This is a genomic window from Mycolicibacterium flavescens, assembly GCF_001722335.1.
GTDB classification, from domain to species: Bacteria; Actinomycetota; Actinomycetes; order Mycobacteriales; family Mycobacteriaceae; genus Mycobacterium; species Mycobacterium flavescens.
In genome coordinates, this window is record NZ_MIHA01000002.1 from 278165 (window position 1) to 303312 (window position 25148).

General features: G+C 69.6%; 23 protein-coding genes. 20 read left to right on the forward strand and 3 right to left on the reverse strand.

What is annotated here, in order from left to right; translation table 11 throughout:
- Positions 1 to 4: 4 nt before the first annotated feature.
- Positions 5 to 415, reverse strand: a complete 411-nt coding sequence (locus BHQ18_RS03805; RefSeq protein ID WP_069412232.1) for a nitroreductase family deazaflavin-dependent oxidoreductase — start codon at positions 413 to 415, stop codon at positions 5 to 7.
- A gap of 36 nt (positions 416 to 451) precedes the next feature.
- Here BHQ18_RS03805 and hisD point away from each other — a divergent pair, with 36 nt between their 5' ends.
- The 8 genes from hisD to hisI are packed head-to-tail and all read left to right on the forward strand — an operon-like array spanning position 452 to position 6892.
- Complete coding sequence (hisD, locus tag BHQ18_RS03810) at positions 452 to 1807, forward strand: histidinol dehydrogenase (RefSeq protein ID WP_069412233.1); 1356 nt, start codon at positions 452 to 454, stop codon at positions 1805 to 1807.
- Complete coding sequence (locus BHQ18_RS03815; protein WP_069412234.1) at positions 1804 to 2934, forward strand: histidinol-phosphate transaminase; 1131 nt, start codon at positions 1804 to 1806, stop codon at positions 2932 to 2934. The genes hisD and BHQ18_RS03815 overlap by 4 nt, the downstream gene beginning before the upstream one ends.
- A complete protein-coding gene (gene hisB, locus BHQ18_RS03820) occupies positions 2931 to 3557 on the forward strand; it encodes an imidazoleglycerol-phosphate dehydratase HisB (protein WP_069412235.1) in 627 nt (208 codons plus the stop codon). The genes BHQ18_RS03815 and hisB overlap by 4 nt, the downstream gene beginning before the upstream one ends.
- Positions 3554 to 4174, forward strand: coding sequence for an imidazole glycerol phosphate synthase subunit HisH (gene hisH, locus BHQ18_RS03825; RefSeq protein WP_069412236.1), 621 nt, complete (start codon positions 3554 to 3556; stop codon positions 4172 to 4174). The genes hisB and hisH overlap by 4 nt, the downstream gene beginning before the upstream one ends.
- A 38-nt stretch (positions 4175 to 4212) precedes the next feature.
- On the forward strand, positions 4213 to 4953 hold the full coding sequence (gene priA, locus BHQ18_RS03830) for a bifunctional 1-(5-phosphoribosyl)-5-((5-phosphoribosylamino)methylideneamino)imidazole-4-carboxamide isomerase/phosphoribosylanthranilate isomerase PriA (protein WP_069412237.1): 741 nt from the start codon (positions 4213 to 4215) through the stop codon (positions 4951 to 4953).
- Complete coding sequence (locus BHQ18_RS03835; RefSeq protein WP_069412238.1) at positions 4954 to 5769, forward strand: inositol monophosphatase family protein; 816 nt, start codon at positions 4954 to 4956, stop codon at positions 5767 to 5769. It begins immediately after the preceding gene.
- On the forward strand, positions 5769 to 6551 hold the full coding sequence (gene hisF, locus BHQ18_RS03840) for an imidazole glycerol phosphate synthase subunit HisF (RefSeq protein ID WP_069412239.1): 783 nt from the start codon (positions 5769 to 5771) through the stop codon (positions 6549 to 6551). Before BHQ18_RS03835 ends, hisF begins: the two co-directional genes overlap by 1 nt.
- Positions 6548 to 6892: a phosphoribosyl-AMP cyclohydrolase gene (gene hisI / locus BHQ18_RS03845; RefSeq protein ID WP_069412240.1), complete on the forward strand. Its 345-nt coding sequence runs from the start codon at positions 6548 to 6550 to the stop codon at positions 6890 to 6892. The genes hisF and hisI overlap by 4 nt, the downstream gene beginning before the upstream one ends.
- Before the next feature lie 3 nt (positions 6893 to 6895).
- Here the strand turns inward: hisI and BHQ18_RS03850 are convergent, their stop codons facing one another.
- Entirely contained in the window at positions 6896 to 7696 is an 801-nt protein-coding gene (locus tag BHQ18_RS03850) for an ABC transporter ATP-binding protein (protein WP_069412241.1), read from the reverse strand.
- The gene (locus tag BHQ18_RS03855) at positions 7693 to 8151 is read right to left on the reverse strand and encodes a peroxiredoxin (RefSeq protein WP_069412368.1); all 459 of its coding nucleotides are present in this window, start codon (positions 8149 to 8151) and stop codon (positions 7693 to 7695) included. Before BHQ18_RS03855 ends, BHQ18_RS03850 begins: the two co-directional genes overlap by 4 nt.
- A 72-nt stretch (positions 8152 to 8223) precedes the next feature.
- Between BHQ18_RS03855 and BHQ18_RS03860 the strand changes: the two genes are divergently transcribed.
- From BHQ18_RS03860 to BHQ18_RS03915, 12 genes are all read left to right on the forward strand, one after another.
- The gene (locus tag BHQ18_RS03860) at positions 8224 to 8925 is read left to right on the forward strand and encodes a phytanoyl-CoA dioxygenase family protein (protein ID WP_069412242.1); all 702 of its coding nucleotides are present in this window, start codon (positions 8224 to 8226) and stop codon (positions 8923 to 8925) included.
- The gene (locus BHQ18_RS03865; protein ID WP_069412243.1) at positions 8895 to 10424 is read left to right on the forward strand and encodes an anthranilate synthase component I; all 1530 of its coding nucleotides are present in this window, start codon (positions 8895 to 8897) and stop codon (positions 10422 to 10424) included. The genes BHQ18_RS03860 and BHQ18_RS03865 overlap by 31 nt, the downstream gene beginning before the upstream one ends.
- The gene (locus BHQ18_RS03870) at positions 10421 to 11026 is read left to right on the forward strand and encodes a TIGR02234 family membrane protein (RefSeq protein ID WP_069412244.1); all 606 of its coding nucleotides are present in this window, start codon (positions 10421 to 10423) and stop codon (positions 11024 to 11026) included. Before BHQ18_RS03865 ends, BHQ18_RS03870 begins: the two co-directional genes overlap by 4 nt.
- A gap of 74 nt (positions 11027 to 11100) precedes the next feature.
- The gene (gene trpC / locus BHQ18_RS03875) at positions 11101 to 11919 is read left to right on the forward strand and encodes an indole-3-glycerol phosphate synthase TrpC (protein ID WP_069412245.1); all 819 of its coding nucleotides are present in this window, start codon (positions 11101 to 11103) and stop codon (positions 11917 to 11919) included.
- 3 nt (positions 11920 to 11922) lie between these two features.
- Positions 11923 to 13182 carry a tryptophan synthase subunit beta gene (gene trpB / locus BHQ18_RS03880; RefSeq protein WP_069412246.1) on the forward strand — a complete coding sequence of 420 codons (1260 nt, stop codon included), beginning with the start codon at positions 11923 to 11925 and terminating at the stop codon, positions 13180 to 13182.
- Positions 13179 to 13967: a tryptophan synthase subunit alpha gene (trpA, locus tag BHQ18_RS03885; protein ID WP_069412247.1), complete on the forward strand. Its 789-nt coding sequence runs from the start codon at positions 13179 to 13181 to the stop codon at positions 13965 to 13967. The genes trpB and trpA overlap by 4 nt, the downstream gene beginning before the upstream one ends.
- Positions 13964 to 16549, forward strand: coding sequence for a prolipoprotein diacylglyceryl transferase (gene lgt / locus BHQ18_RS03890; protein WP_069412248.1), 2586 nt, complete (start codon positions 13964 to 13966; stop codon positions 16547 to 16549). The genes trpA and lgt overlap by 4 nt, the downstream gene beginning before the upstream one ends.
- A 74-nt stretch (positions 16550 to 16623) precedes the next feature.
- Positions 16624 to 18066: an HNH endonuclease signature motif containing protein gene (locus tag BHQ18_RS03895; protein ID WP_069412249.1), complete on the forward strand. Its 1443-nt coding sequence runs from the start codon at positions 16624 to 16626 to the stop codon at positions 18064 to 18066.
- A gap of 127 nt (positions 18067 to 18193) precedes the next feature.
- Positions 18194 to 18601, forward strand: a complete 408-nt coding sequence (locus BHQ18_RS03900; protein ID WP_069412369.1) for an NINE protein — start codon at positions 18194 to 18196, stop codon at positions 18599 to 18601.
- On the forward strand, positions 18591 to 19001 hold the full coding sequence (locus BHQ18_RS03905; protein ID WP_069412250.1) for a DUF2752 domain-containing protein: 411 nt from the start codon (positions 18591 to 18593) through the stop codon (positions 18999 to 19001). Before BHQ18_RS03900 ends, BHQ18_RS03905 begins: the two co-directional genes overlap by 11 nt.
- Before the next feature lie 83 nt (positions 19002 to 19084).
- On the forward strand, positions 19085 to 23626 hold the full coding sequence (gltB, locus tag BHQ18_RS03910; RefSeq protein ID WP_069412251.1) for a glutamate synthase large subunit: 4542 nt from the start codon (positions 19085 to 19087) through the stop codon (positions 23624 to 23626).
- On the forward strand, positions 23619 to 25127 hold the full coding sequence (locus BHQ18_RS03915) for a glutamate synthase subunit beta (protein ID WP_069412252.1): 1509 nt from the start codon (positions 23619 to 23621) through the stop codon (positions 25125 to 25127). The genes gltB and BHQ18_RS03915 overlap by 8 nt, the downstream gene beginning before the upstream one ends.
- Positions 25128 to 25148: the final 21 nt, after the last annotated feature.

A 25148-nucleotide genomic window follows, 5' to 3' on the forward strand; every position in this document is an offset into this window, starting at 1 on the left:
AGGCTCAGGCGACGTCCGCGACGAAGATCGCCATCCGGCCGACCTGCAGCCGGGCCATCCGAGGCAACCCGGTGGCGTCACCGCCGACGGGCACGATCCGTGGGTTGACCAGGCGCAGATCGCGGCGGCCGATGCGCAGCTCGGCCTCGCCGGCCGCCAGCACGTTCTTCACCCAGTCGGTCTTGCCGTGCCCGAGCGCGACGGCCACCGTGTCGCCGGTGCGGTAGGCAGTGACAATCGTCTCGTACGGCTTGCCGGACCTGCGCCCGCGGTGTTTGACCGTCGCCATCCCCGGCATCACCCGCGCCAGCGGCCGCATCACCTTGTTCAGGTACTTCACCTGCAGGTTCTCGATCCACGGCGGAAACAGCATGGGCACGCCGGGCGCGTTGTTGGGGTGCTCGCTGGCTCGCACGACGCCTCCATTACCGATTTGGTCTGCTCTGGGAGAATGGTCAGCGTGAATGTATCGCCGGCGCCGATCGCCCGCATCGACTTGCGCAACCGCGCGCTGAGCGCGGCGCAGCTGCGGGCCGCGCTGCCCAGGGGTGGCGTCGACGTCGACGCGGTGCTGCCGCGGGTGCGTCCCATCGTCGACGCCGTCGCCGAACGCGGCGCCCAGGCCGCCCTGGAGTACACCGAATCGTTCGACCATGTGCGTCCCGCCCAGGTCAGGGTGCCTGCCGACCGTCTCGAGGCCGCGCTGGCCGCGCTGCCAGCCGACGTGCGCGCCGCGCTGGAGGTCGCGATCGAGCGGGCCCGCACCGTGCACGCCGATCAGCGGCGCACCGACACCACCACCACGCTGGGGCCCGGGGCCACTGTCACCGAACGCTGGGTGCCGGTGGAGCGGGTCGGCCTCTACGTGCCGGGCGGCAACGCCGTCTACCCGTCCAGCGTCGTGATGAACGTGGTGCCCGCGCAGACGGCGGGCGTCGACTCGCTGGTGATCGCCAGCCCGCCGCAGGCCGGCAACCCGGAGCCGTTCGCCGGGCTGCCGCACCCCACCATCCTCGCCGCGGCGGCGCTGCTCGGCGTGCAGGAGGTGTGGGCGGTCGGCGGGGCGCAGTCGGTCGCGCTGCTGGCGCACGGCGGCACCGACACCGACGGCACCGAACTGGCGCCGGTCGACATGATCACCGGGCCGGGCAACATCTACGTCACCGCCGCCAAACGGATCTGCCGTTCGCAGGTCGGCATCGACGCCGAGGCGGGCCCCACCGAGATCGCGATCCTGGCCGACCACACCGCCGACCCGGTGCACGTCGCCGCCGACCTGATCAGCCAGGCCGAACACGATGAGATGGCGGCCAGCGTGCTGGTCACCCCCAGCGTCGACCTCGCCGACGCCACCGACCGGGAACTGGCCAACCAGCTGGCCACCACCGTGCACCGCGAACGGGTCACCGCCGCGCTGGGCGGCAGGCAGTCGGCCACGGTGCTCGTCGACGACCTCGACGCCGGTATCCGCACCGTCAACGCCTACGCCGCCGAACACCTGGAGATCCAGACCGTGGCCGCGCGCGAGGTGGCCGGCCGGATCCGCTCGGCGGGCGCGATCTTCGTCGGTCCGTACGCGCCGGTCAGCCTCGGCGACTACTGCGCGGGCTCCAACCACGTCCTGCCGACGGCCGGCTGCGCGCGGCACTCCAGCGGCCTGTCGGTGCAGACGTTCCTGCGCGGCATCCACGTCGTCGACTACGACGAGGCCGCCCTCAAGGATGTGTCCGGCCACGTGATCACGCTCGCCGAAGCCGAGAACCTGCCCGCCCACGGCGAGGCGGTCCGGCGGAGGTTCGAGCGGTGACGGTCGGGGAGAAGGTGACGCTCGACGATCTGCCGCTGCGTACCGACCTGCGCGGTAAATCGCCCTACGGCGCACCGCAATTGGACGTTCCGGTGCGGTTGAACACCAACGAGAACCCGCACCCGCCGACCCGCGCGCTCGTCGACGACGTCGCCGCGTCGGTGGCCGCGGTCGCCGGCGATCTGCACCGCTACCCCGACCGTGACGCGGTGGCGCTGCGCACCGACCTGGCCGCCTACCTCGCCGCGCAGACCCACACCCCGGTCACCGTCGAGAACGTCTGGGCGGCAAACGGATCCAACGAGATCCTGCAGCAGCTGCTGCAGGCGTTCGGCGGGCCCGGCCGCAGCGCGATCGGGTTCGTGCCGTCGTACTCGATGCACCCGATCATCTCCGACGGCACCCAGACCAGGTGGCTGGTGGCCCACCGGGCCGACGACTTCACCCTCGACGTCGAGGTCGCTGTCGAGGCGATCCGGCGGAACACACCCGACATCGTGTTCCTGGCCAGCCCGAACAACCCGTCGGGACAGAGCATTCCGCTCGACGACCTGCGCCGCCTGCTCGACGCGATGAGCACCGGGGTGATGATCGTCGACGAGGCGTACGGCGAGTTCTCGTCGGAGCCCAGCGCGGTGCAGCTGATCGAGCAGTTCCCGACCCGGCTGGTCGTCACCCGCACCATGAGCAAGGCGTTCGCGTTCGCGGGCGGCCGGCTGGGCTATCTGATCGCCGCACCCGCCGTGATCGACGCGATGCTGCTGGTGCGGCTGCCCTACCACCTGTCGTCGGTCACCCAGGCGGCCGCCAGGGCCGCGCTGCGGCACGCCGACGACACCCTCGGTAGCGTGGCCACCCTGATCGCCGAACGTGAGAGGGTCACGAAAGCACTGTCGGACATGGGATTCCGGGTGATCCCCAGTGACGCCAACTTCGTGCTGTTCGGCGAGTTCGCCGACGCCGCGGCCAGCTGGCAGCGGTACCTCGATGCGGGCATCCTGATCCGCGACGTCGGCATCCCCGGCTACCTGCGCGCCACCACCGGGCTCGCCGAGGAGAACGATGCGCTGCTCGCGGCCAGCGCGCGTCTCGCCGCAACCGAACTGTCGACACTAGGAGCAACGTGACTTCTCCCGATCCCACGCCCCGCCGGGCGACGATCGAACGCAAGACCAGGGAAAGCGACATCGTCGTCGACCTGAACCTCGACGGCACCGGCCAGGTGCACATCGACACCGGTGTGCCGTTCTTCGACCACATGCTGACCTCGCTGGGCAGCCACGCCAGTTTCGACCTGACCGTACGGGCCAAGGGCGACATCGAGATCGAGGGACACCACACGATCGAGGACACCGCGATCGTGCTCGGCCAGGCGCTCGGCAAGGCCCTCGGCGACAAGAAGGGCATCCGCCGGTTCGGCGACGCCTGGATCCCGATGGACGAAACCCTCACCCACGCCGCGGTCGACGTGTCGGGCCGGCCGTACTGTGTGCACACCGGCGAGCCGGACCACATGCTGCACTTCACGATCGCGGGCAGCTCGGCGCCCTACCACACCGTCGTGAACCGGCACGTGTTCGAGTCGCTGGCGCTCAACGCCCGCATCGCCCTGCACGTGCGCACGCTCTACGGCCGCGACCCGCACCACATCACCGAGGCGCAGTACAAGGCGGTGGCCCGCGCCCTGCGCCAGGCCGTCGAATACGACCCGCGCGTCACCGGCGTGCCGTCCACCAAAGGCACACTGTGACAAGCAGAGTCGTCATCCTCGACTACGGGTCGGGCAATCTGCGCTCAGCGCAGCGCGCGCTGGAACGGGTGGGCGCCGACGTCGAGGTGACCGCCGACGCGGACGCGGCGATGAACGCCGACGGACTGGTGGTGCCCGGCGTCGGAGCGTTCGAGGCGTGCATGGCCGGGCTGCGCACGATCGACGGGGCCCGGCTGATCGCCGACCGGGTGGCCGCCGGCCGGCCGGTGCTCGGGGTCTGCGTCGGCATGCAGATCCTGTTCTCGCGTGGAGTCGAGTTCGGTGTGGAGACCGCCGGCTGCGGGCAGTGGCCCGGTTCGGTGGTGCGGCTCGACGCCCCGGTGATCCCGCACATGGGCTGGAACGTCGTCGACGCCCCCGAGGGCAGCACGCTGTTCGCCGGAATGGACATCGGCACCCGCTTCTACTTCGTGCACTCCTACGCCGCCCAGCAGTGGGAGGGCGACCCGGCCGCCAAGCTCACCTGGGCCACCCACCACGTGCCGTTTCTGGCCGCGGTCGAGGACGGGCCGCTGTCGGCGACACAGTTCCATCCGGAAAAGAGCGGCGATGCCGGTGCCGCTCTGCTCACCAACTGGGTAAAGGCATTAGGTTGAGCGCCCATGAGCGCTCGCGCGAAGAGGAGACCACAACAGTGTCGCAGCGACTGATTCTTCTCCCCGCCGTCGACGTGGTCGACGGCCGCGCCGTGCGCCTCGTGCAGGGCCAGGCCGGCAGCGAGACCGAGTACGGCTCGGCGCTCGATGCCGCGATGACCTGGCAGCGCGACGGCGCCGAATGGATCCACCTCGTGGACCTCGACGCCGCGTTCGGCCGGGGCAGCAACCGCGAACTGCTGGCCGAGGTGGTCGGCAAGCTCGACGTCGCGGTCGAGCTGTCCGGCGGGATCCGCGACGACGACTCGCTGTCGGCGGCGCTGGCGACCGGGTGCGCCCGCGTCAATCTCGGCACCGCGGCGCTGGAGAACCCGCAGTGGTGCGCGAAGGTCGTGGCCGAACACGGCGACAAGGTCGCGGTCGGCCTGGACGTGAAGATCGAGGACGGCAACCACCGGCTGCGCGGCCGCGGCTGGGAGACCGACGGCGGCGACCTGTGGGACGTGCTCGAGCGCCTCGACCGCGAAGGATGTTCGCGCTTCGTCGTCACCGACGTCACCAAGGACGGCACGCTCAACGGGCCCAACCTCGACCTGCTCTCGAAGGTCACCGAACGCACCGACGCGCCGGTGATCGCCTCCGGCGGGGTGTCGAGCCTGGACGACCTGCGGGCCATCGCCACCCTGACCGACCGCGGCGTCGAGGGCGCGATCGTCGGAAAGGCCCTGTACGCCGGGCGCTTCACGCTTCCCGACGCGCTGGCCGCGGTGGAGCGCTAGATGGCGCTGGACGCGAACGACCTCGACGCGCTGGTCGCCGAGGCCACGAAGATCCTCGACGCCGCCGTCCCTCCGTTCATCGCCGGGCACCGCGCGCAGTCCGCCGTGCAGAAGAAGGGTGACGACTTCGCGACCGAGGTCGACCTGGCGATCGAGCGCCAGGTGGTCGAGGCGCTGACCCGCAGCACCGGAATCGGCGTGCACGGCGAGGAATTCGGCGGCGAGGACCTCGAGTCGCCGCTGGTGTGGGTGCTCGACCCGATCGACGGCACGTTCAACTACGCCGCGGGGTCCCCGATGGCGGCGATCCTGCTCGGCCTGGTGCGCGACGGCGAACCGGTGGCCGGTTTGACGTGGGTGCCGTTCACCGGTGAGCGGTTCACCGCGGTCGTCGGCGGGCCGGTGCGCAACAACGGTGCCGAACTGCCACCGGTCACACCGGCGAACCTGTCGGAATCCATCGTCGGGGTCAGCACCTTCAACGTCGACTCCCGAGGCAAGGTCCCGGGTCGGTACCGGCTCGCGGTGATCGAGAACCTCAGCCGCCAGTGTTCGCGGATGCGCATGCACGGCGCCACCGGAATCGACCTGGCGTACACGGCGGCCGGAATCCTGGGCGGCGCCATCAGTTTCGGCGGCCACGTGTGGGACCACGCGGCAGGCGTCGCGCTGATCCGCGCGGCCGGCGGGGTGGTGACCGACCTGGCAGGCAACGACTGGACGGTGCGCTCACCGTCGGCGCTGGCCGGTGTGCCCGGCACCCACGAGCAGCTGCTCGAGCTGCTGCGCGCCGTCGGCGACCCCAAGGACTTCTGATGAACCCGAAAGACCTGGCGGTGCGGATCATCCCCTGCCTGGACGTCGACGACGGCCGGGTGGTCAAGGGCGTCAACTTCGAAAACCTGCGTGACGCCGGGGATCCCGTCGAACTGGCCGCCGCCTACGACGCCGAGGGCGCCGACGAGTTGACGTTCCTCGACGTCACCGCGTCGTCGTCGGGGCGGGCCACCATGCTCGAGGTGGTCAAGCGCACGGCCGAGCAGGTGTTCATCCCGCTGACCGTCGGCGGTGGTGTGCGTTCGGTGGCCGACGTCGACGTGCTGCTGCGCGCCGGCGCGGACAAGGTCGCGGTCAACACCGCGGCGATCGCGCGCCCGGAACTGCTCGCGGAGCTGTCCCGTCAGTTCGGGTCGCAGTGCATCGTGCTGTCGGTGGACGCGCGCACGGTGCCGGCCGACCAGGAGTCGACGGCCTCTGGGTGGGAGGTCACCACCCACGGCGGTCGGCGCGGCACCGGCATCGACGCGATCGAATGGGCAACGCGCGGTGCGGAACTGGGCGTCGGCGAGATCCTGCTGAACTCGATGGACTTCGACGGCACCAAGGCCGGTTTCGACCTGCCGATGATCCGGGCGGTGCGCGGCGCGGTGAACGTGCCGGTGATCGCCAGCGGTGGAGCGGGCGCGCCGGAGCACTTCGCGCCGGCCGTCGGTGCGGGCGCGGACGCGGTGCTGGCCGCCAGCGTGTTCCACTTCCGCGAACTGACCATCGGCCAGGTGAAGGCGGCGATGGCGGCCGAAGGGATCACCGTCCGATGACGCTCGATGCGGCGATCGCCTCGCGGCTCAAACGCGACGCCAACGGCTTGATCACCGCGGTGGTGCAGGAACGCGGCACCGGGCAGGTGCTGATGGTCGCATGGATGGACGACGTCGCGTTGGCCCGCACCCTGGAAACCCGTCGGGCGACCTACTTTTCGCGATCCCGTCAGCAGCACTGGGTGAAGGGGGAGACATCGGGGCACACGCAGTACGTGCACTCGGTGCGGCTGGACTGCGACGGGGACACGGTGCTGCTGGAGGTCGACCAGGTCGACGGCGCCTGCCACACCGGCGATCACACCTGCTTCGACGCCGACCAGTTGCTGGCGCCGGAGTGAGCGCTACACGTCGATGATGCGGGCGGCTTTCGCGCGTGCGGTCCAGCGGCCCTCGTCGTAGCCGACCGTCACGGGGTGCGCGAACGCGGTGCTGACGTTCTCCGTCGTCACCGTCTGCCGTGCCGGACCCGCCGCCACCGTGCGCCCCTCGGCGATCAGCAGCGCGTGCGTCGTCGTCGTCGGTAGTTCCTCGAGGTGGTGGGTGACCAGGATCGAGGCCACATCGGGATGGGTGTCGTCGAGCGAGTCGAGGGTCTCCAACAACTGCTCGCGTGCGGCCACATCGAGGCCCGTCGTGGGTTCGTCGAGCAACAGCAGTTTCGGTTCGGACACCAGGGCGCGGGCGATCAGTGTGCGGCCGCGTTCGCCCTGCGAGAGCGTCGGCCATGCGGCACTCGCCTTGTGCGACAACCCGACCGCATCGATCATCGCGTCGGCCCTGGCGATCTCCGCGCCGCTCGGGGTGAACCGCATCGGGAGATCGATCGTCGCGGTGATCCCGGTCAGCACCACCTCGCGCACGGTCAGCGGGTACTGCAGCCGGTGGCGCGGGTTGACGTGCCCGATCGAGTGGCGCAGCCGGGCCAGGTCGACGCGGCCCATCTGCTCGCCGAGGATGTGCACCGTGCCGCTGGACGGGAACTGCACCGCGGCGCAGAACCCGAGCAGCGTGCTCTTGCCCGCGCCGTTCGGTCCGAGCAGTGCCCAGTGCTCGCCGGCGTGCACGGTCACCGAGATACCGTCGATGATCTGCTTGCCGTCGCGGCGGAACGTCACGTCGGCCAGCTCGAGAACCGGTGTCATACGCGTTGCCGCAACACCTCGAGGGCCTTGTCGGCGTGGCTGTCCATGTTGAGCTCCGACGCGATGACCGCCAGCACGGTGCGGTCGGTGTCGATCACGAAGGTGGTGCGCTTGACCGGCATGAACTTGCCCAGCAGCCCGCGCTTGACGCCGAACTGGGTGGCCACCGCACCGTCGATGTCCGACAGCAGCGGGTAGTCGAAGTTCTGCTTGCCCGCGAACTCGGCCTGCTTGTCGACCGCGTCGGTGCTGATGCCCACCCGGCTGGCGCCGGCCGCGGCGAATTCCGAAGCCAGGTCGCGGAAGTGGCAGGCCTCCTTGGTGCAACCCGGCGTCATCGCCGCCGGATAGAAGAACAGCACGATCGGCCCGCCGGCGAGCAGCTCGGTCAGGCTGCGCACCGTGCCCGTCTGGTCCGGTAGCTGGAAATCGGCAACTTTGTCACCCTGCTTCATGTGCGCCACGCTACGCCGCGGAAGAGGAAAACCGTTGGCGCCGGTCGCGCCGGCCGTGCGAACCTGCGGGCGATGTTCGCGACCGACGGATACCTGAAGATCGAACGGGCGGCGCCGCGCGAGGTGGCCGATGCCGCACGGGCCCTGCTGTGGCGTCAGCTCGGGCTCTCACCCGACGACCCCGGGTCGTGGACCGAGCCGGTGCGCTGGGCCGCCGACATGACCGGCGCAGGTCCGTTCGGCGAGCTGGCCCGCAGCCCGAAACTCGCTGCCGCACTGGACGATATCTGCGGGCCGGGTGGGTGGCTGCCGCTCGGCGCGCTGGGCAACATCCCGGTGCGCTTCCCGGTCTCACCGCCCGATGACGACCGCGGCTGGCACATCGACGCCAACACCCCGCTGCCCGACGGCTCGTGGGCGGTCACCGGGCGCCCGCACACCGTGCTGGTGCTGACCCTGCTCTCGGAGGTCGGTCCCGACGACGCCCCGACCCGGATCCGGGTCGGCTCGCATCACGATGTGGCCCGGGTGCTGGGGCCCGAACCGGTGGAACTGGCCGAGATGGGCCGCCTCGTCGACGAAGCCAGCGCCGCCCGGCCGGTGACCTACGCCACCGGATCACCCGGCGACATGTACCTGCTGCACCCGTTCACCGCGCACGCCGCCGACGAGCATCGCGGCAGCACACCGCGGTTCATGGCGCAGTCGCCGGTCATGCTCACCGCGTCTGGGACACTTGACCCGTGCAGACCACCGCCAACCCGCTGGCGATAACCACCTCCCGGGAGGACTTCCGCGCGCTGGCCGCCGGTCACCGCGTGGTGCCGGTGACCCGCAAGGTGCTCGCCGACAGCGAGACCCCGCTGTCGGCCTACCGCAAGCTCGCCGCCAACCGGCCGGGAACGTTCCTGCTCGAGTCGGCCGAGAACGGCCGGTCCTGGTCGCGCTGGTCGTTCATCGGCGCAGGCGCGCCGTCGGCGCTGACCGTCCGCGACGGAGAAGCGGTGTGGCTCGGCACCACACCGCAGGACGCGCCCAGCGGCGGCGACCCGCTGCAGGCGCTGCGGGCCACGCTGGAGCTGCTGAGGACCGAGCCGGTGCCCGGCCTGCCGCCGCTGTCGAGCGGGCTGGTCGGGTTCTTCGCCTACGACATGGTGCGCCGGCTGGAGAAGTTGCCGTCGCTGGCCGTCGACGACCTCGGCCTGCCGGACATGCTGCTGCTGTTGGCCACCGACATCGCCGCCGTCGACCACCACGAGGGCACGATCACGCTGATCGCCAACGCGGTCAACTGGAACGGCACCGACGAACGCGTCGACTGGGCGTACGACGACGCGGTGGCCCGCCTCGACGTGATGACCGCCGCGCTCGGTGAGCACCTGCCGTCGACCGTGGCGACGTTCAGCAGGCCCGAACCGGTGCACCGCGCCCAGCGCACGGTCGAGGAGTACGGCGCGATCGTCGAGAAACTCGTCGACGACATCGAGGCCGGCGAGGCGTTTCAGGTGGTGCCCTCGCAGCGGTTCGAGATGGACACCACCGCCGACGCCCTCGATGTGTACCGGATGCTGCGGGTGTCGAACCCGAGCCCGTACATGTATCTGCTCAACGTGCCCGACGCCGACGGCGGGCTGGCCTTCTCGGTCGTCGGCTCCAGCCCCGAGGCGCTGGTGACGGTCAAGGACGGCCGAGCCACCACCCACCCGATCGCGGGCACCCGCTGGCGCGGCGCCACCGAGGAGGAGGACCTGCTGCTGGAGAAGGAGCTGCAGAGCGACGAGAAGGAACGCGCCGAACACCTGATGCTGGTCGACCTCGGCCGCAACGATCTGGGCCGGGTGTGCCAGCCCGGCACGGTGCGCGTCGAGGACTACAGCCACATCGAGCGCTACAGCCACGTCATGCACCTGGTGTCGACGGTGACGGGTCTGCTGGCCGAGGGCAAGACCGCGCTCGACGCGGTGACCGCCTGCTTCCCGGCAGGCACGCTCTCCGGTGCGCCGAAGGTGCGGGCGATGGAGCTGATCGAGGAGGTCGAAAAGACCCGCCGTGGGCTCTACGGAGGTGTGCTCGGCTACCTCGACTTCGCGGGCAACGCCGACTTCGCGATCGCGATCCGCACCGCGCTGATGCGCGCCGGCACCGCCTACGTGCAGGCCGGCGGCGGCGTCGTCGCCGACTCCAACGGGCCCTACGAGTACACCGAGGCCGCCAACAAGGCCCGTGCCGTGCTCAACGCCATCGCCGCGGCCGAAACGCTGGCCGAGCCGTGATCAGGGCCGCCCAGCTGGGACTGGTGCTCGCCGCCGCGGGGCTGTGGGGGGCGTCGCGTTTCACCTGGGTGGACGTGACGTCGTTCGACGGTCTGGGCCAGCCCAAAACGGTCGGGCTGTCGGGCGGCACATGGTCGACGGCGCTGGTCCCGCTGGCGGTGCTGCTGCTGGCGGCGGCCGTCGCGGCGCTGGCGGTGCGCGGCTGGCCGCTGCGCGCGCTGGCCGTCCTGGTGGCGCTGACCAGCGCCGGGACCGGATATCTGGGGCTGAGCCTGTGGCTCGTCGACGACGTGGCGGTCCGGGCCTCGCACATCGCCGAGGCGCCGGTCGCCGACATCATCGGCACCCAGCGGCATTACACCGGCGCGGTGATCACCGTGGTCGCCGCGGCGTTGACGCTGGCCTGTGCGGTGCTGATGGTGCGTGCGGCCCGACGCGAAACCTCGGGCGCGGCCCGGTACTCGCGCCGCCCGGCTGCCCGCCAGGACGATCCGGCCGAGGCGATGTCCGAACGAGCCATCTGGGACGCCCTCGACGAGGGCTCCGATCCGACCCAGGATCCCACCCGGGATGCCGCCGATCCGGACAACAAGGGGCGGTGATCGCCGATGGCGCGATGGCGACTACCCTTCGTGGTTGAAGATCTGGTCATGTCGGGGGAAGGGAAGCGGCAGTCATGAGTTCGGCAACCGTGCTCGACTCGATCATCGAGGGAGTTCGTGCCGACGTCGCGGCCCGTGAAGAACTCGTTCCGCTCGCCGACATCAAGGCCAGGGCCAAGGACGCGCCGCCGCCGCTCGACGTGATGGCGGCGCTGCGCGCACCCGGAATCGGGGTGATCGCCGAGGTCAAGCGCGCCAGCCCGTCCCGCGGTGAACTGGCCCCGATCGGGGATCCCGCCGACCTGGCCCGCGCCTACGAGAGTGGCGGCGCGCGGGTGATCAGCGTGCTGACCGAGCAGCGCCGGTTCAACGGTTCGCTCGACGACCTCGACGCCGTGCGGGCCGCGGTGTCAATCCCGGTGCTACGCAAGGATTTCATCGTGCGGCCCTACCAGATCCATGAGGCGCGCGCCCACGGCGCGGACATGCTGCTGCTGATCGTGGCGGCACTGGAACAGCCGGTGCTCGAATCGCTGCTGGAGCGCACCGAGTCGCTGGGGATGACCGCGCTCGTCGAGGTGCACACCGAGGAGGAGGCCGACCGCGCGCTGTCGGCCGGCGCCACCGTGATCGGCGTCAACGCCCGCGATCTCAAGACCCTGAAGGTCGACCGGGACTGCTTCGCGCGCATCGCACCGGGCCTGCCGACCGACGTCATCCGCGTCGCAGAGTCCGGGGTGCGCGGGACGGCCGATCTGCTCGCCTACGCCGGCGCGGGCGCGGACGCGGTGCTCGTCGGTGAGGGACTGGTCACCAGCGGTGATCCCCGCACCGCCGTCGCCGATCTGGTCACCGCAGGCACGCATCCGTCGTGCCCCAAGCCTTCGCGGTGACCCGTGGCCGATTTCGCCGGGCCTGAACTGCCCCGTTCCAGCGCGGCCGTGGCCGAACCGTCGGCGCACGATCCCGACGAGCGCGGCCACTTCGGCGTGTACGGCGGACGTTTCGTCGCCGAAGCGCTGATGGCGGTGATCGAGGAGGTCACGGCGGCCTACGAGAAGGCGCGCGGTGACCAGACGTTCCTGGATGAACTGGACCGGTTGCAGCAGCACTACAGCGGGCGGCCGTCGCCGCTGTACGAGGCCGAGCGGTTGTCCGAGCACGCCGGGGGCGCCCGGATCTTCTTGAAGCGAGAGGATCTGAACCACACCGGATCTCACAAGATCAACAACGTCCTCGGCCAGGCGCTGCTGGCGCGGCAGATGGGTAAGAACCGGGTGATCGCCGAGACCGGCGCGGGTCAGCACGGGGTGGCGACCGCCACGGCCTGCGCGCTACTCGGCTTGGAGTGCGTCATCTACATGGGCGCCGTCGACACCGCGCGGCAGGCGTTGAACGTCGCGCGGATGCGGTTGCTCGGCGCGACCGTGGTGTCGGTCGAGGCCGGCTCGAAGACGCTGAAGGACGCGATCAACGAGGCGTTCCGCGACTGGGTCACCAACGCCGACAACACCTACTACTGCTTCGGCACCGCCGCCGGTCCGCATCCGTTCCCCACGATGGTGCGGGATTTCCAGCGGGTCATCGGGCTGGAGGCGCGGGCCCAGATGCTCGCACAGGCCGGCCGGTTGCCAGACGCGGTGACCGCGTGCATCGGCGGCGGCTCCAACGCGATCGGCATCTTCCACGCGTTCATCGACGATCCGAACGTGCGGCTGGTCGGCTACGAAGCCGCCGGTGACGGCGTCGAAACCGGGCGGCACGCAGCCACTTTCACGGGCGGCTCACCTGGGGCGTTCCAGGGGTCGTTCTCCTACCTGCTGCAGGACGAGGACGGTCAGACCATCGAATCCCATTCGATCTCGGCGGGTTTGGACTATCCCGGCGTCGGCCCCGAGCATGCGTACCTCAAGGACACCGGGCGGGCCGAGTACCGGCCGATCACCGACACCGAGGCGATGGACGCGTTCTCGCTGCTCTGCCGCACCGAGGGCATCATCCCCGCGATCGAGTCCGCGCACGGGCTCGCCGGGGCGCTGCAGCTGGGCCGGGAACTCGGCCGCGGGGCGATCGTGCTGGTGAACCTGTCCGGCCGCGGCGACAAAGACGTCGAGACCGCGGCGAAGTGGTTCGGACTGTTGGACGGTGCGCCATGAGCCGGCTCGCGCCGCTGTTCGAGACGTGCCGTAACGAGGGGCGCTCGGCGCTGATCGGCTATCTGCCGACCGGTTTTCCCGATGTCCCGACCTCGATCTCGGCGATGACGACACTGGTCGAAAACGGTTGCGACATCGTCGAGGTCGGCATCGCCTACTCCGACCCGGGGATGGACGGCCCGGTCATCGCCGCCGCGACGGACGTCGCCCTGCGCGGCGGGGTGCGGGTGCGCGACGCACTGGCCGCGGTCGAGGCGATCAGCAACGCCGGCGGCCGCGCCGTGGTGATGACGTACTGGAACCCCGTGTTGCGCTGGGGGATCGACGCTTTCGCTCGTGACCTGGCGTCGGCCGGCGGGCTCGGGCTGATCACGCCGGACCTGATCCCCGACGAGGCAGCGGAGTGGCTCGAGGTGTCCGAAACCCACGATCTGGACCGCATCTTCCTGGTGGCGCCGTCGTCCACGCCGGAGCGGCTGGCGATGACGGTCAACGCGTCGCGAGGTTTCGTGTACGCGGCCTCGACGATGGGGGTCACCGGCGCGCGCGACGCCGTTTCGAACGCGGCACCGGAGTTGGTGCGCCGCGTCAAAGAGGTGTCCGACATCCCGGTCGGCGTCGGCCTCGGGGTGCGCTCCGCCGAACAGGCCGCTGAGATCGGGGCGTACGCCGACGGGGTGATCGTGGGTTCGGCACTGGTGTCGGCGCTGCAGACCGGTCTCGACGCGGTCGGGGCGTTGACCGCCGAACTCGCTGACGGGGTGCGGCAGAGGATCACTGCGTGACGACGACGTATCTGGCGGCGATTCCCAGCCCCGCTCAGGGTGTCTGGTACCTGGGTCCGATACCGCTGCGGGCGTACGCGTTGTTCATCATCGTCGGCATCATCGCGGCGCTGGTCATCGGTGACCGGCGCTGGGAGGCGCGCGGCGGTGAACGAGGCGTCATCTACGACATCGCGCTGTGGGCGGTGCCGTTCGGTCTGATCGGTGGGCGGCTGTACCACGTGATGACCGACTGGTGGCGGTACTTCGGCGAGGGTGGCGCCGGGTTGGACGGGGTGTTCCGGATCTGGGACGGCGGTCTCGGAATCTGGGGTGCGGTCGCGTTCGGCGGTGTCGGCGCATGGATCGCCTGTCGGCGGCGGGGGATACCGCTGCCTGCGTTCGGCGACGCGATCGCGCCGGGAATCGTGCTGGCACAGGCGATCGGCCGGATCGGCAACTACTTCAACCAGGAGCTGTGGGGCGGTCCGACAACGCTGCCGTGGGCGTTGGAGATCTACGAGCGCCGTGATGCGTCGGGTGCGCTGGACAACCTCAACGGTGTGTCGACTGGCGAGGTGGTGCACCTCGTCCATCCGACGTTCCTGTACGAACTGCTGTGGAACCTTTTGGTTTTCGCGGTGCTCATCTACGTCGACCGGCGGTTCAAGTTCGGCCACGGCCGGCTGTTCGCGATGTATGTCGCCGGGTACTGCCTGGGCCGGTTCTGGATCGAGTTGTTGCGGGTCGACGACGCCACGCTGATCGACGGGGTGCGGATCAACTCGTTCACGTCGACGTTCGTGTTCATCGGCGCGGTGGTCTACATCATGGTGGCGCCGAAGGGCCGTGAGGACCCGGCGACGCTGCGGGGTGACGTCCGCGACGAGGATCTGACCGAGGAGCTGGCTGCCGTCGGCGCGACGGCGGGGGTGGTCGCGGCGGCGAAAGCGGCTGCGGCGGATGAGGACGAGGCGACTAAGGAGATCTCGGCAGAGGATTTCGGCGCCGATGTCGCGGGTGTGCCCGCCGACTCTGTCGAGGAGGCCGAGGAGTTCGCGGTCGAGGGCGAGGACGACAAGGCGGAAGCCGTCGCCGAGGCCGAGGAACTCTCCGCGGCGGTCGCCGAGGCGCCCGCTGAAGAGATCGCCGAGGCTGAGGAGTTCGCCGAAGCCCGTTCGGCCGCTGAGGCGGAGGCCGGGCTCGGGGTGGTCGAGGGTGAGGAAGCCGCTGACGCTCTCGCCGACGCCGGAGAGGCACACGAGTCCGCGGTTGAAGGCGAGGCCGAGGCCGCCGAGCTGGCCGACGATGCCAACGCCGACGAAACCCCCGAGCCGGTCGCTGAATCGGAAGCCAGGATCGGCGCGGTCGAGGGCGAGGAAGCGTCCGACGCGGCTGAGGCACATGAATCCGCCGTCGAAGGTGAGGCGGAAGCTGTCGAGCTGGCCGACGATGCCAACGCCGACGCAGACACTCCCGGCGAAGAAGCTGAAGCTGAGGCCGGCCTCGGTGCGGTCGAAGGTGAGGAAGCCTCCGACGCGCTCGCCGACGCGACCGAGGCACACGAGTCCGCGGTCGAAGGCGAGGCCGAGGCCGCCGAACTGGCCGACGAGGTCGCTGAGGCGCCGGCTGAGGAGATCGCGCAGGCTGAGGAATTCGCCGAAGCTGCAGAAGCTGAGGCCGGGCTCGGGGTGGTCGAGGGTGAGGAAGCCTCCGACGCGCTTGCCGACGCGGCCGAGGCACACGAGTCCGCGGTTGAGGGCGAGGCGGAAGCCGCCGAGCTGGCCGAGGAGGCCAGCGGTGACGAAACCCCCGAGCCGGTCGCTGAATCGGAAGCCGGCCTCGGTGCGGTCGAAGGCGAGGAAGCGTCCGACGCGGCTGAGGAGATCGCGGAGGCTGAGGAATTCGCCGAAGCTGGCGAAGCAGCTGAAGCTGAGGCCGGCCTCGGTGCGGTCGAAGGTGAGGAAGCCTCCGACGCGCTCGCCGACGCGACCGAGGCACACGAATCCGCGGTCGAAGGCGAGGCCGAGGCCGCCGAACTGGCCGACGATGCCAACGCCGACGAAGACACGCCTGAGGCGGTCGCTGAAGCCGAAGAACTGGCCGACGAGGTCGCTGAGGCGCCGGCTGAGGCGATCGCGGAGGCTGAGGAATTCGCCGAAGCTGGCGAAGCAGCTGAAGCTGAGGCCGGCCTCGGTGCGGTCGAAGGTGAGGAAGCCTCCGACGCGCTTGCCGACGCGGCCGAGGCACACGAATCCGCCGTCGAGGGCGAGGCGGAAGCCGCCGACCTGGCCGAGGACGCCGACGAGAAGGCTTCTGCGGTGCAAGGCGAAGAGTCCACCGACACCTTGGCCGACAATTCCGAGACAGATGACTCCGCGGTTGAAGGCGAGTCCGAGTCGGCCAAGGAAGCCAGCGCCGACGAGGTCGCTGAGGGGCCCGCTGCCGAAGGCGGGCTAGGTCCCGTTGAAGGCGAGGCGGAAGCCGCCGAGTTGAGCGATGAGGGCCGCACCGACGAAGCCGAAACTGCAACTCCCGCGGCACCTTCCACAGACTCTGGTGGTCGAGTTCGTCGCTGGTTACGCGGCCGTCGTAATCGCTAGCACGAATCCGGAGCTATCCACAGGCGAGAAATTTTTGGTCGCCCAGGTCTGACCCCGCGGGTAGTATCGAATGTATGTTCGATAGGTCCGATGACGCGGCGGTGGTGGAGTGCATCGCTGCGGCGTCGCGTGCGCAGAACGCTGCCTGTGGTCGGGAGTTGCTTGCCGTTGGTGAGCTTTATGCCCGGCGTGCTCCTGAGGACCAGGACGAGCGCATCAATTGGGCGATCGACGGGCATGCCAACGTGGTGGCCGAGCTGTCGGCGGCGCTGAACATCAGCCGTGGGCGCGCGGCCAGCCGACTGGAGTTGGCGATCGATCTGCGGGAGCGGCTACCCAAGGTAGGCGCGGTGTTCGCCGCTGGGGACATCGATTACCGGATGGTGATCGCGCTGGTCAATCGCAGCAGCAACGTCGAGGACAAACAGCTGTTAGCCCGCTTGGATACCGCGTTTGCCACCCACGCGCCGAAGTGGATGAAACTGTCGGGGCCCAAGCTCGACGAGCGCATCGACATGTGGGTGGAGAAGTTCGACCCGACCGGGGTGCGTGAACCCCAACCGGCCCGCGATGACCGCTATGTGCATGTCGCCCCGATGGGCGCCGGGATGGTCGGGGTGTGGGCGCGGCTGACTTTCGAAGAAGGGGTCTGCTTTGACACCCGCGTCGATGAGGTCGCCGCCACGGTGTGCCGCGATGATCCGCGCCCGCCCGATCAGCGCCGCGTCGATGCGATGATGGCCATGTCCCAGGGTCAGCTGCGGCTGCAGTGCGGCTGCGGGGCCGCCGAGTGCCCCAACCGTGCCGCGCTGCCGGCCTCGACGCAGGTGGTGATCAACGTCATCGCCGACCAAGCCACCGTCGAGGGGCGTTCCACCAATCCGGGGTATCTGCCCGGTGTCGGGGCAATCCCGGCCGCCCTGCTGCGCGAGCGGCTGACCACCGCCAAACTCGTTCCGGTTTCGCTGCCCGCCCCGTGCGCGCAGGCGGGGTATCGGCCTTCGGCGGGGTTGGCGCGTTTCATCCGCTGCCGGGATCTGGCGTGTCGGTTCCCCGGTTGTGATGTGCCCGCCGTCAAGTGTCAGATCGACCACACCATCGCCCATCCGATGGGGCCCACACATCCGTCGAACCTCAAGCTGCTGTGCGTTTTTCACCATCTGCTCAAGACGTTTTGGACCGGGGCCGATGGTTGGCGTGATTTTCAACTGCCCGACGGCACGGTGATCTGGCGCTCCCCGGGCGGCCAGCGATACATGACCACCCCGGCGGGGGCCGAATTCTTCAAGCGGCTCGGCGAACCCACCGGCATCATCGACCTCACACCACCCAGCCAGGGCCCCGAAGACGACAACATCCACCGCGGGGCGATGATGCCCAAACGCCGACGCACCAGAGCCCAAGACAAGGCCTACCGCATCGCCCTGGAACGCCAACACAACGCCGAACGCCTCCACCGCAAACAACTCCTCCTCGCCGAACAACTCGCCAGAGACGACGAACCACCACCCTTCTGACACGCCACGTGATAGACGATGCCCCGCAGCGAGATTCACCGTTCGCGGGCGCATCGTCGTGTTCAGGCGCGAATAGGTGGGTTTTCCTTACTTACCGCAGCCACATGCGTCTGGCATGCTGGGGTCCATGACTGAGCCGCAGTTCGGTGGCAGCGAGTACGGCAACACGCCTCCGCCGCCTCCACAGCAGCCGCCATACCCGCCCCCACCAGGGCAGTATCCGCCGCCGCCCGCAGGCTATCCCTCCGCCTACGGCGACCCCACCGCGCCTTATGGCCGCAATCCGATGACAGGGGAGCCGTACTCGGACAAGTCGAAGATCGTCGCGGGTCTGCTGCAGCTGATCGGGCTGTTCGGTCTCGTCGGCATTGGCCGCATCTACCTCGGCTACACCGGGCTCGGCATCGCCCAGCTCGTCGTCGGCCTCATCACCTGCGGTATCGGCGCCATCATCTGGGGCATCATCGACGCGGTCCTGATCCTCACCGACCGGGTCCGCGATCCGCAGGGACGGCCCCTGCGCGATGGCACCTAACACCGGCACCAGCCGAACACGCCGGTACTCGACACTCGGAGCGGGCGCCGCACTGGCGGGTGCGCTCACCTACATCGGCCTCGCCGACCCCCACCGACCGGGCTTCCTCTTCCCTCCCTGCCCTTTCCACGCCATGACCGGGCTCTACTGTCCCGGCTGCGGGGGCCTGCGCATGACGCACGATCTGCTGCACGGTGACCTCGCCGCCGCCGTCGTCGACAACGCCTTCCTCCTCGTCGGTCTGCCGCTCCTGCTGGCATGGGTGGTCATCCGCACACGAACCGGTAAACCCGCGCTGAACACCCCGGCCCTCATCGTGATTTTCGTCTCCGTCGCAACCTGGACCATCGCGCGCAACCTGCCCGGATTCCCGCTGGTCCCGACGCTTCTCGACGGGTGAGCCAGCAACCTCGCTGATACACTTGCCGACGGGCCGGTGCAGTCCCGGACATTTTCACTTCCGGACTGCGAAGGTGCCCCTCGATGCTGTTCTCGGCATTCCCCGAACCTCAGGGCCTCTACGACCCCGACAACGAAGCGGACTCCTGCGGCGTCGCCATGGTCGCCGACATCCGCGGCCGCCGCTCACACAGCATCGTCGTCGACGGCCTGACCGCCCTCGAACACCTCGACCACCGCGGCGCCGCCGGCGCCGAAACCAACAGCGGCGACGGCGCGGGCATCCTCATCCAGCTTCCCGTCGAACTGCTGAGTGAGGTCGTCGACTTCGACCTGCCGCCCAGCGCGCTCAACGGTGAGAACACCTTCGCCGCCGGCATCTGCTTCATGCCCACTGACCCCGAAGCCCGCACCACCGCAAGGGAATCCGTTGAAGCCATCGCCGATGACGAAGGCCTCAAGATCCTCGGCTGGCGTCCGCTGCCGATCGATCCGCAAAGCGCGGACCTCGGCGCCACCGCCCTGGGCTGCATGCCGCACATGGAGCAGTTGTTCGTCGCTTCCACCGACAACGCCAGCGGCCTCGAACTCGACCGTCGCGTCTACCCGCTGCGCAAACGCGCCGAACGCAACGGCGTCTACTTCCCGTCGCTGTCCAGTCGCACCATGGCCTACAAGGGCATGCTCACCACAAAGCAACTGCCGCAGTACTTTCCGGACCTGCGCGACGAACGTTGCCGCAGCGCGATCGCGATCGTGCACAGCCGCTTCTCCACCAACACCTTCCCGTCCTGGCCGCTCGCGCATCCGTTCCGCTTCGTCGCCCACAACGGCGAGATCAACACCGTCCGCGGCAACCGCAACCGCATGCACGCCCGCGAGGCGATGCTCGCCAGCGCCAACATCCCCGGCGACCTGTCGCGGCTGTCACCGATCTGCACCCCGGAAGCCTCCGACTCCGCGTCCTTCGACGAAGTGCTCGAACTGCTGCACCTCGGCGGCCGCAGCCTGCCGCACGCCGTGCTGATGATGATCCCCGAGGCGTGGGAGAACAACACCACGATGGACGCCGCCGAGCGCGCGTTCTGGCAGTTCCACTCATCGCTGATGGAGCCGTGGGACGGCCCCGCCTGCGTCACCTTCACCGACGGCACCCTGGTCGGAGCAGTGTTGGACCGCAACGGGTTACGGCCCGGCCGGTGGTGGCGCACCATCGACGACCGCATCATCCTGGCCAGCGAGAGCGGGGTGCTCGACGTGCCGTCGGCGCAGATCGTGGCCAAGGGACGGCTGCAGCCCGGCAAGATGTTCCTCGTCGACACCGCCGCAGGCCGCATCGTCAGCGACGACGAGATCAAGGAATCGCTGAGCAGGCAGCAACCCTACGGCGAGTGGCTGCACGCCGGCCTTCTCGACATCGCCACCCTGCCCGAGCGGGCCCACGTCCAACCCAACCACGACTCCGTCGTACGCAGGCAGATCGCCTTCGGCTACACCGAGGAAGACCTGCGCATCCTGCTCACCCCGATGGCCGCCTCCGGCGCAGAACCGCTGGGCTCCATGGGTACCGACACCCCGGCTGCTGTGCTGTCCCAGCGTTCGCGGCTGCTCTACGACTACTTCGTCGAACTGTTCGCTCAGGTCACCAACCCGCCGCTGGACGCGATCCGCGAAGAGGTCGTCACCTCGATGTCGCGCGTCATGGGACCCGAGCAGAACCTGCTCGAACCCTCAGCCGTCTCGTGCCGTCAGATCCTCTTGCGGTGGCCTGTTCTGGACAACGACGACCTCGGCAAGCTCGTCCACATCAACGACGACGGTGAACATCCCGGGCTGCGGACCGCGGTGCTCAAGGCCCTCTACGAGGTCGAACGCGGCGGCGAAGGCCTGGCCGAAGCGCTCGACGACCTCCGCGCCAAGGCCAGCGACGCGATCGCCAAAGGCGCCCGCACACTGGTGATCTCCGACCGCGACTCTGACCACACCCGCGCGCCGATTCCGTCGCTGCTGGCCGTCTCCGCGGTCCACCACCACCTGGTCCGCACCAAGGAGCGCACCACTGTCGCTCTGGTCGTCGAGAGCGGTGACGCCCGCGAGGTCCATCACATTGCGATGCTGATCGGCTTCGGCGCCGCCGCCGTCAACCCGTACCTGGCGTTCGAGTCCATCGAGGACCTCGTCCGCGAAGGCGAACTCACCGGCATCGAAACCGCTGCGGCCCTGCGCAACTACTGCAAGGCGCTCGGCAAGGGCGTGACGAAGGTGATGAGCAAGATGGGCATCTCGACCGTCTCCTCGTATACCGCCGCGCAGGCTTTCGAGGCCGTCGGGATCGACAGGGATGTCATCGACGAGTACTTCACCGGCACCCCCAGTCAACTCGGTGGCGTCGGCCTCGACGTCATCGCCGAGGAGGTCAAGCTCCGGCACCGCCGCGCCTATCCGGAGAATCCGACCGAGCGCGTGCACCGACGCCTGGAGGTCGGCGGCGACTACGCGTTCCGCCGTGAAGGCGAACTGCACCTGTTCACCCCCGAGGTGGTGTTTCTGCTGCAACATTCGACCCGGACCGGCAGAGCCGACATCTTCCGCCGCTACACCGAGGAGGTCGACCGGCTGTCCCGTGAGGGCGGGACGCTGCGTGGGCTCTTCGAGTTCAAGAAGACCCGCCCACCCGTCCCTCTCGACGAAGTCGAACCCGTCGAGGCGATCGTCACCCGGTTCAACACCGGCGCCATGAGCTACGGCTCGATCTCGGCCGAGGCGCACGAGACGATGGCGATCGCGATGAACAAGCTCGGCGGCCGGTCCAACTCCGGGGAGGGCGGCGAGGACACCGACCGCCTCTACGACCCGAGACGCCGCAGCGCGGTCAAACAGGTCGCCTCCGGACGCTTCGGTGTCACCAGCGACTACCTGGTCAACGCCACCGACATCCAGATCAAGATGGCCCAGGGCGCCAAACCGGGTGAGGGCGGCCAGCTTCCGGGCTTCAAGGTGTATCCGAACATCGCCAAGACCCGGCACTCGACACCCGGCGTCGGCCTCATCTCGCCGCCGCCGCACCACGACATCTACTCCATCGAGGACCTGGCCCAGCTGATCCACGACCTCAAGAACGCCAACGACCGGGCCCGCGTCCACGTCAAACTGGTCAGCAGCGTCGGCGTCGGTACGGTGGCTGCCGGTGTGTCCAAGGCGCACGCCGACGTCGTGCTGATCTCGGGGTACGACGGCGGCACCGGGGCGGCGCCGCTGACCAGCCTCAAACACGCCGGCGTGCCGTGGGAGATCGGTCTTGCCGAAACCCAGCAGACGCTGATGCTCAACGGGTTACGTGACCGCATCACCGTCCAGTGCGACGGCGGGATGCGTACCGCGCGCGACGTGATGGTGGCCGCGCTGCTCGGCGCCGAGGAGTACGGGTTCGCGACGGCGCCGCTGATCGTGTCGGGCTGCATCATGATGCGGGTCTGCCACCTCGACACGTGCCCGGTCGGGGTCGCGACCCAGAACCCGGAGCTGCGGGCGCGGTTCACCGGCAAGCCGGAGTTCGTCGAGAACTTCTTCCGCTTCATCGCCGAGGACATCCGCTCCTGCCTCGCCGAACTCGGCTTCCGCAGCCTCGACGAGGCCATCGGCCACGCCGAGATGCTCGACACCGACCCCGGGGTCGCGCACTGGAAGAGCCGCGGGCTGGACCTGAGCCCGATCTTCGCCGTGCCGGCCGACGGGCACACCGGTGAGCCGGCGCCGCGCCGCAAGGTCCGCGATCAGTACCACGCGCTGGACCGGGCGCTGGACCAGACGTTGATCCAACTCGCCGAAGGCGCACTCGAAGACGCGCATCCGGTGCGTCTGGACCTCCCGGTGCGCAACGTCAACCGCACCGTCGGCACCCTGCTGGGTGCGGAGGTGACGCGCCGCTACGGAGCGCAGGGACTGCCCGACGACACGATCCACGTCACGCTGACCGGATCGGCGGGCCAGTCGCTCGGTGCGTTCCTGCCGCCGGGGATCACGGTGGACCTCATCGGCGACGCCAACGACTATGTCGGCAAAGGCCTTTCCGGAGGCCGGATCATCGTGCGACCGCCCGATGACGTGCTGTTCCTGGCCGAGGACAACGTCATCGCGGGCAACACCCTGCTGTTCGGCGCGACGTCCGGTGAGGCGTTCCTGCGCGGTCGGGTCGGGGAGCGGTTCGCCGCGCGCAATTCCGGCGCGCTCACCGTCGTCGAAGGGGTCGGCGACCACGCCTGCGAGTACATGACCGGCGGGCGGGTGGTGGTGCTCGGCCGGACCGGACGCAACATGGCCGCGGGCATGTCCGGCGGGATCGCGTTCGTGCTCGGCCTCGACCCGCGACGGGTCAACACCGACATGGTCGAACTGCAGCGCCTGCAACCCGAAGATCTCGCCTGGTTGCACGACGTCATCGCCCGCCACGCGCAGTACACCGGCAGCAGCCTGGCCGCCTCGGTGCTCGCCGACTGGCCTAGGCGCAGCGCACAATTCACCAAGATCATGCCTCGTGACTACCAGCGCGTGCTGGAGGCCACCCTGACGGCCAAGCGCGAGGGGCGTGACGTCGACACCGCGATCATGGAGGCCAGCCGTGGCTGATCCCACCGGATTCCTGAAGGTCCCGCGCATCGAGACCGCCAAACGCGCCGTCGACGAACGCGTCGGCGACTGGCGCGAGGTCTACGAACGGCAGGACCCGCACCAGCGCTCCCACGAGGTGTCCCAGCAGGCCCGCCGCTGCATGGACTGCGGTATCCCGTTCTGCCACTCCGGAAGTGCCGGCTGCCCGCTGGGCAATCTGATCCCCGAGTGGAACGACCTGGTGCGCCGGGGCCGTTGGGCCGCCGCCAGCGACCGCCTGCACGCGACCAACAACTTCCCGGAGTTCACCGGCCGGTTGTGCCCGGCGCCGTGTGAGGCGGCCTGCGTGTTGTCGATCGCCGAGGAACAGACCGGCGGCAGCGTCACGATCAAACGCATCGAGCAGACGATCGCCGACCAGGCGTGGTCAGACGGCATCGTCGAACCGCAACCGGCGGCCCTCGCGACCGGTAAGCGGGTCGCGGTCGTCGGGTCCGGGCCGGCCGGACTGGCTGCGGCCCAACAGCTCACCCGCGCCGGCCACGACGTCACCGTCTACGAGCGCGATGACCGCATCGGCGGCCTGATGCGCTACGGCATCCCCGAGTACAAGCTCGAGAAGCGCACCCTCGATCAGCGGCTGACCCAGATGCGTGCGGAGGGAACGCGGTTCGTCACCGAGACCGAGGTCGGTGTCGACCTGCCGATCGAACAGCTGCGCGCGCAGTACGACGCGGTGGTGCTCGCGGTGGGTGCGCTGCGCGCCCGTGACCACGACGTCGAGGGCCGCGATCTCAAGGGCGTGCACCTGGCGATGGAGCACCTGGTTCCCGCCAACAGGGAGTGCGAGGGCGACGGGCCGAGCCCGATCTCGGCCAAGGGTAAGCACGTCGTGATCATCGGCGGCGGCGACACCGGCGCCGACTGCCTGGGCACCGCGCACCGGCAGGGCGCACTGTCGGTCACCCAGCTCGACTACAACCCCGAACCGCCCGAGGTGCGCGACGACACCCGCACGCCGTGGCCGACCTGGCCGCTGGTGCTGCGGACCCGGCTGTCGCCGGCGCACGCCGAGGGCGGCGAGCGCCGCTACGAGGTGGCGGTGCAGCGGTTCGTCGGCGACGACCGCGGGCGGCTGCGGGCGCTGGAGATCGCCGAGGTCAAGGTCGAACGCGACGCGGAGGGGCGCCGCGTCATCACCCCCGTCGGGGAGCCGATGCAGATCCCGTGCGAGCTGGCGCTGCTGGCGATCGGGTTCGAGGGCGTCGAGCACATACCGGTGCTCGACGGGCTCGGCCTGACGCTGAACCGCCGCGGCGCGGTGTCGTGCGGCTCGGACTGGCAGACCGACGCGCCGGGGGTGTTCGTTTGCGGTGACGCGCACCGGGGCGCGTCGCTGATCGTGTGGGCGATTGCGGAGGGCCGCAGCGCGGCGCACGCGGTGGACGCCTACCTGATGGGGGAGTCGGACCTGCCGGCGCCGGTGGTGCCGGGCGCGCTTCCGCTGGCCGTGGTCTGAATCGATTAACGACTATGCTCG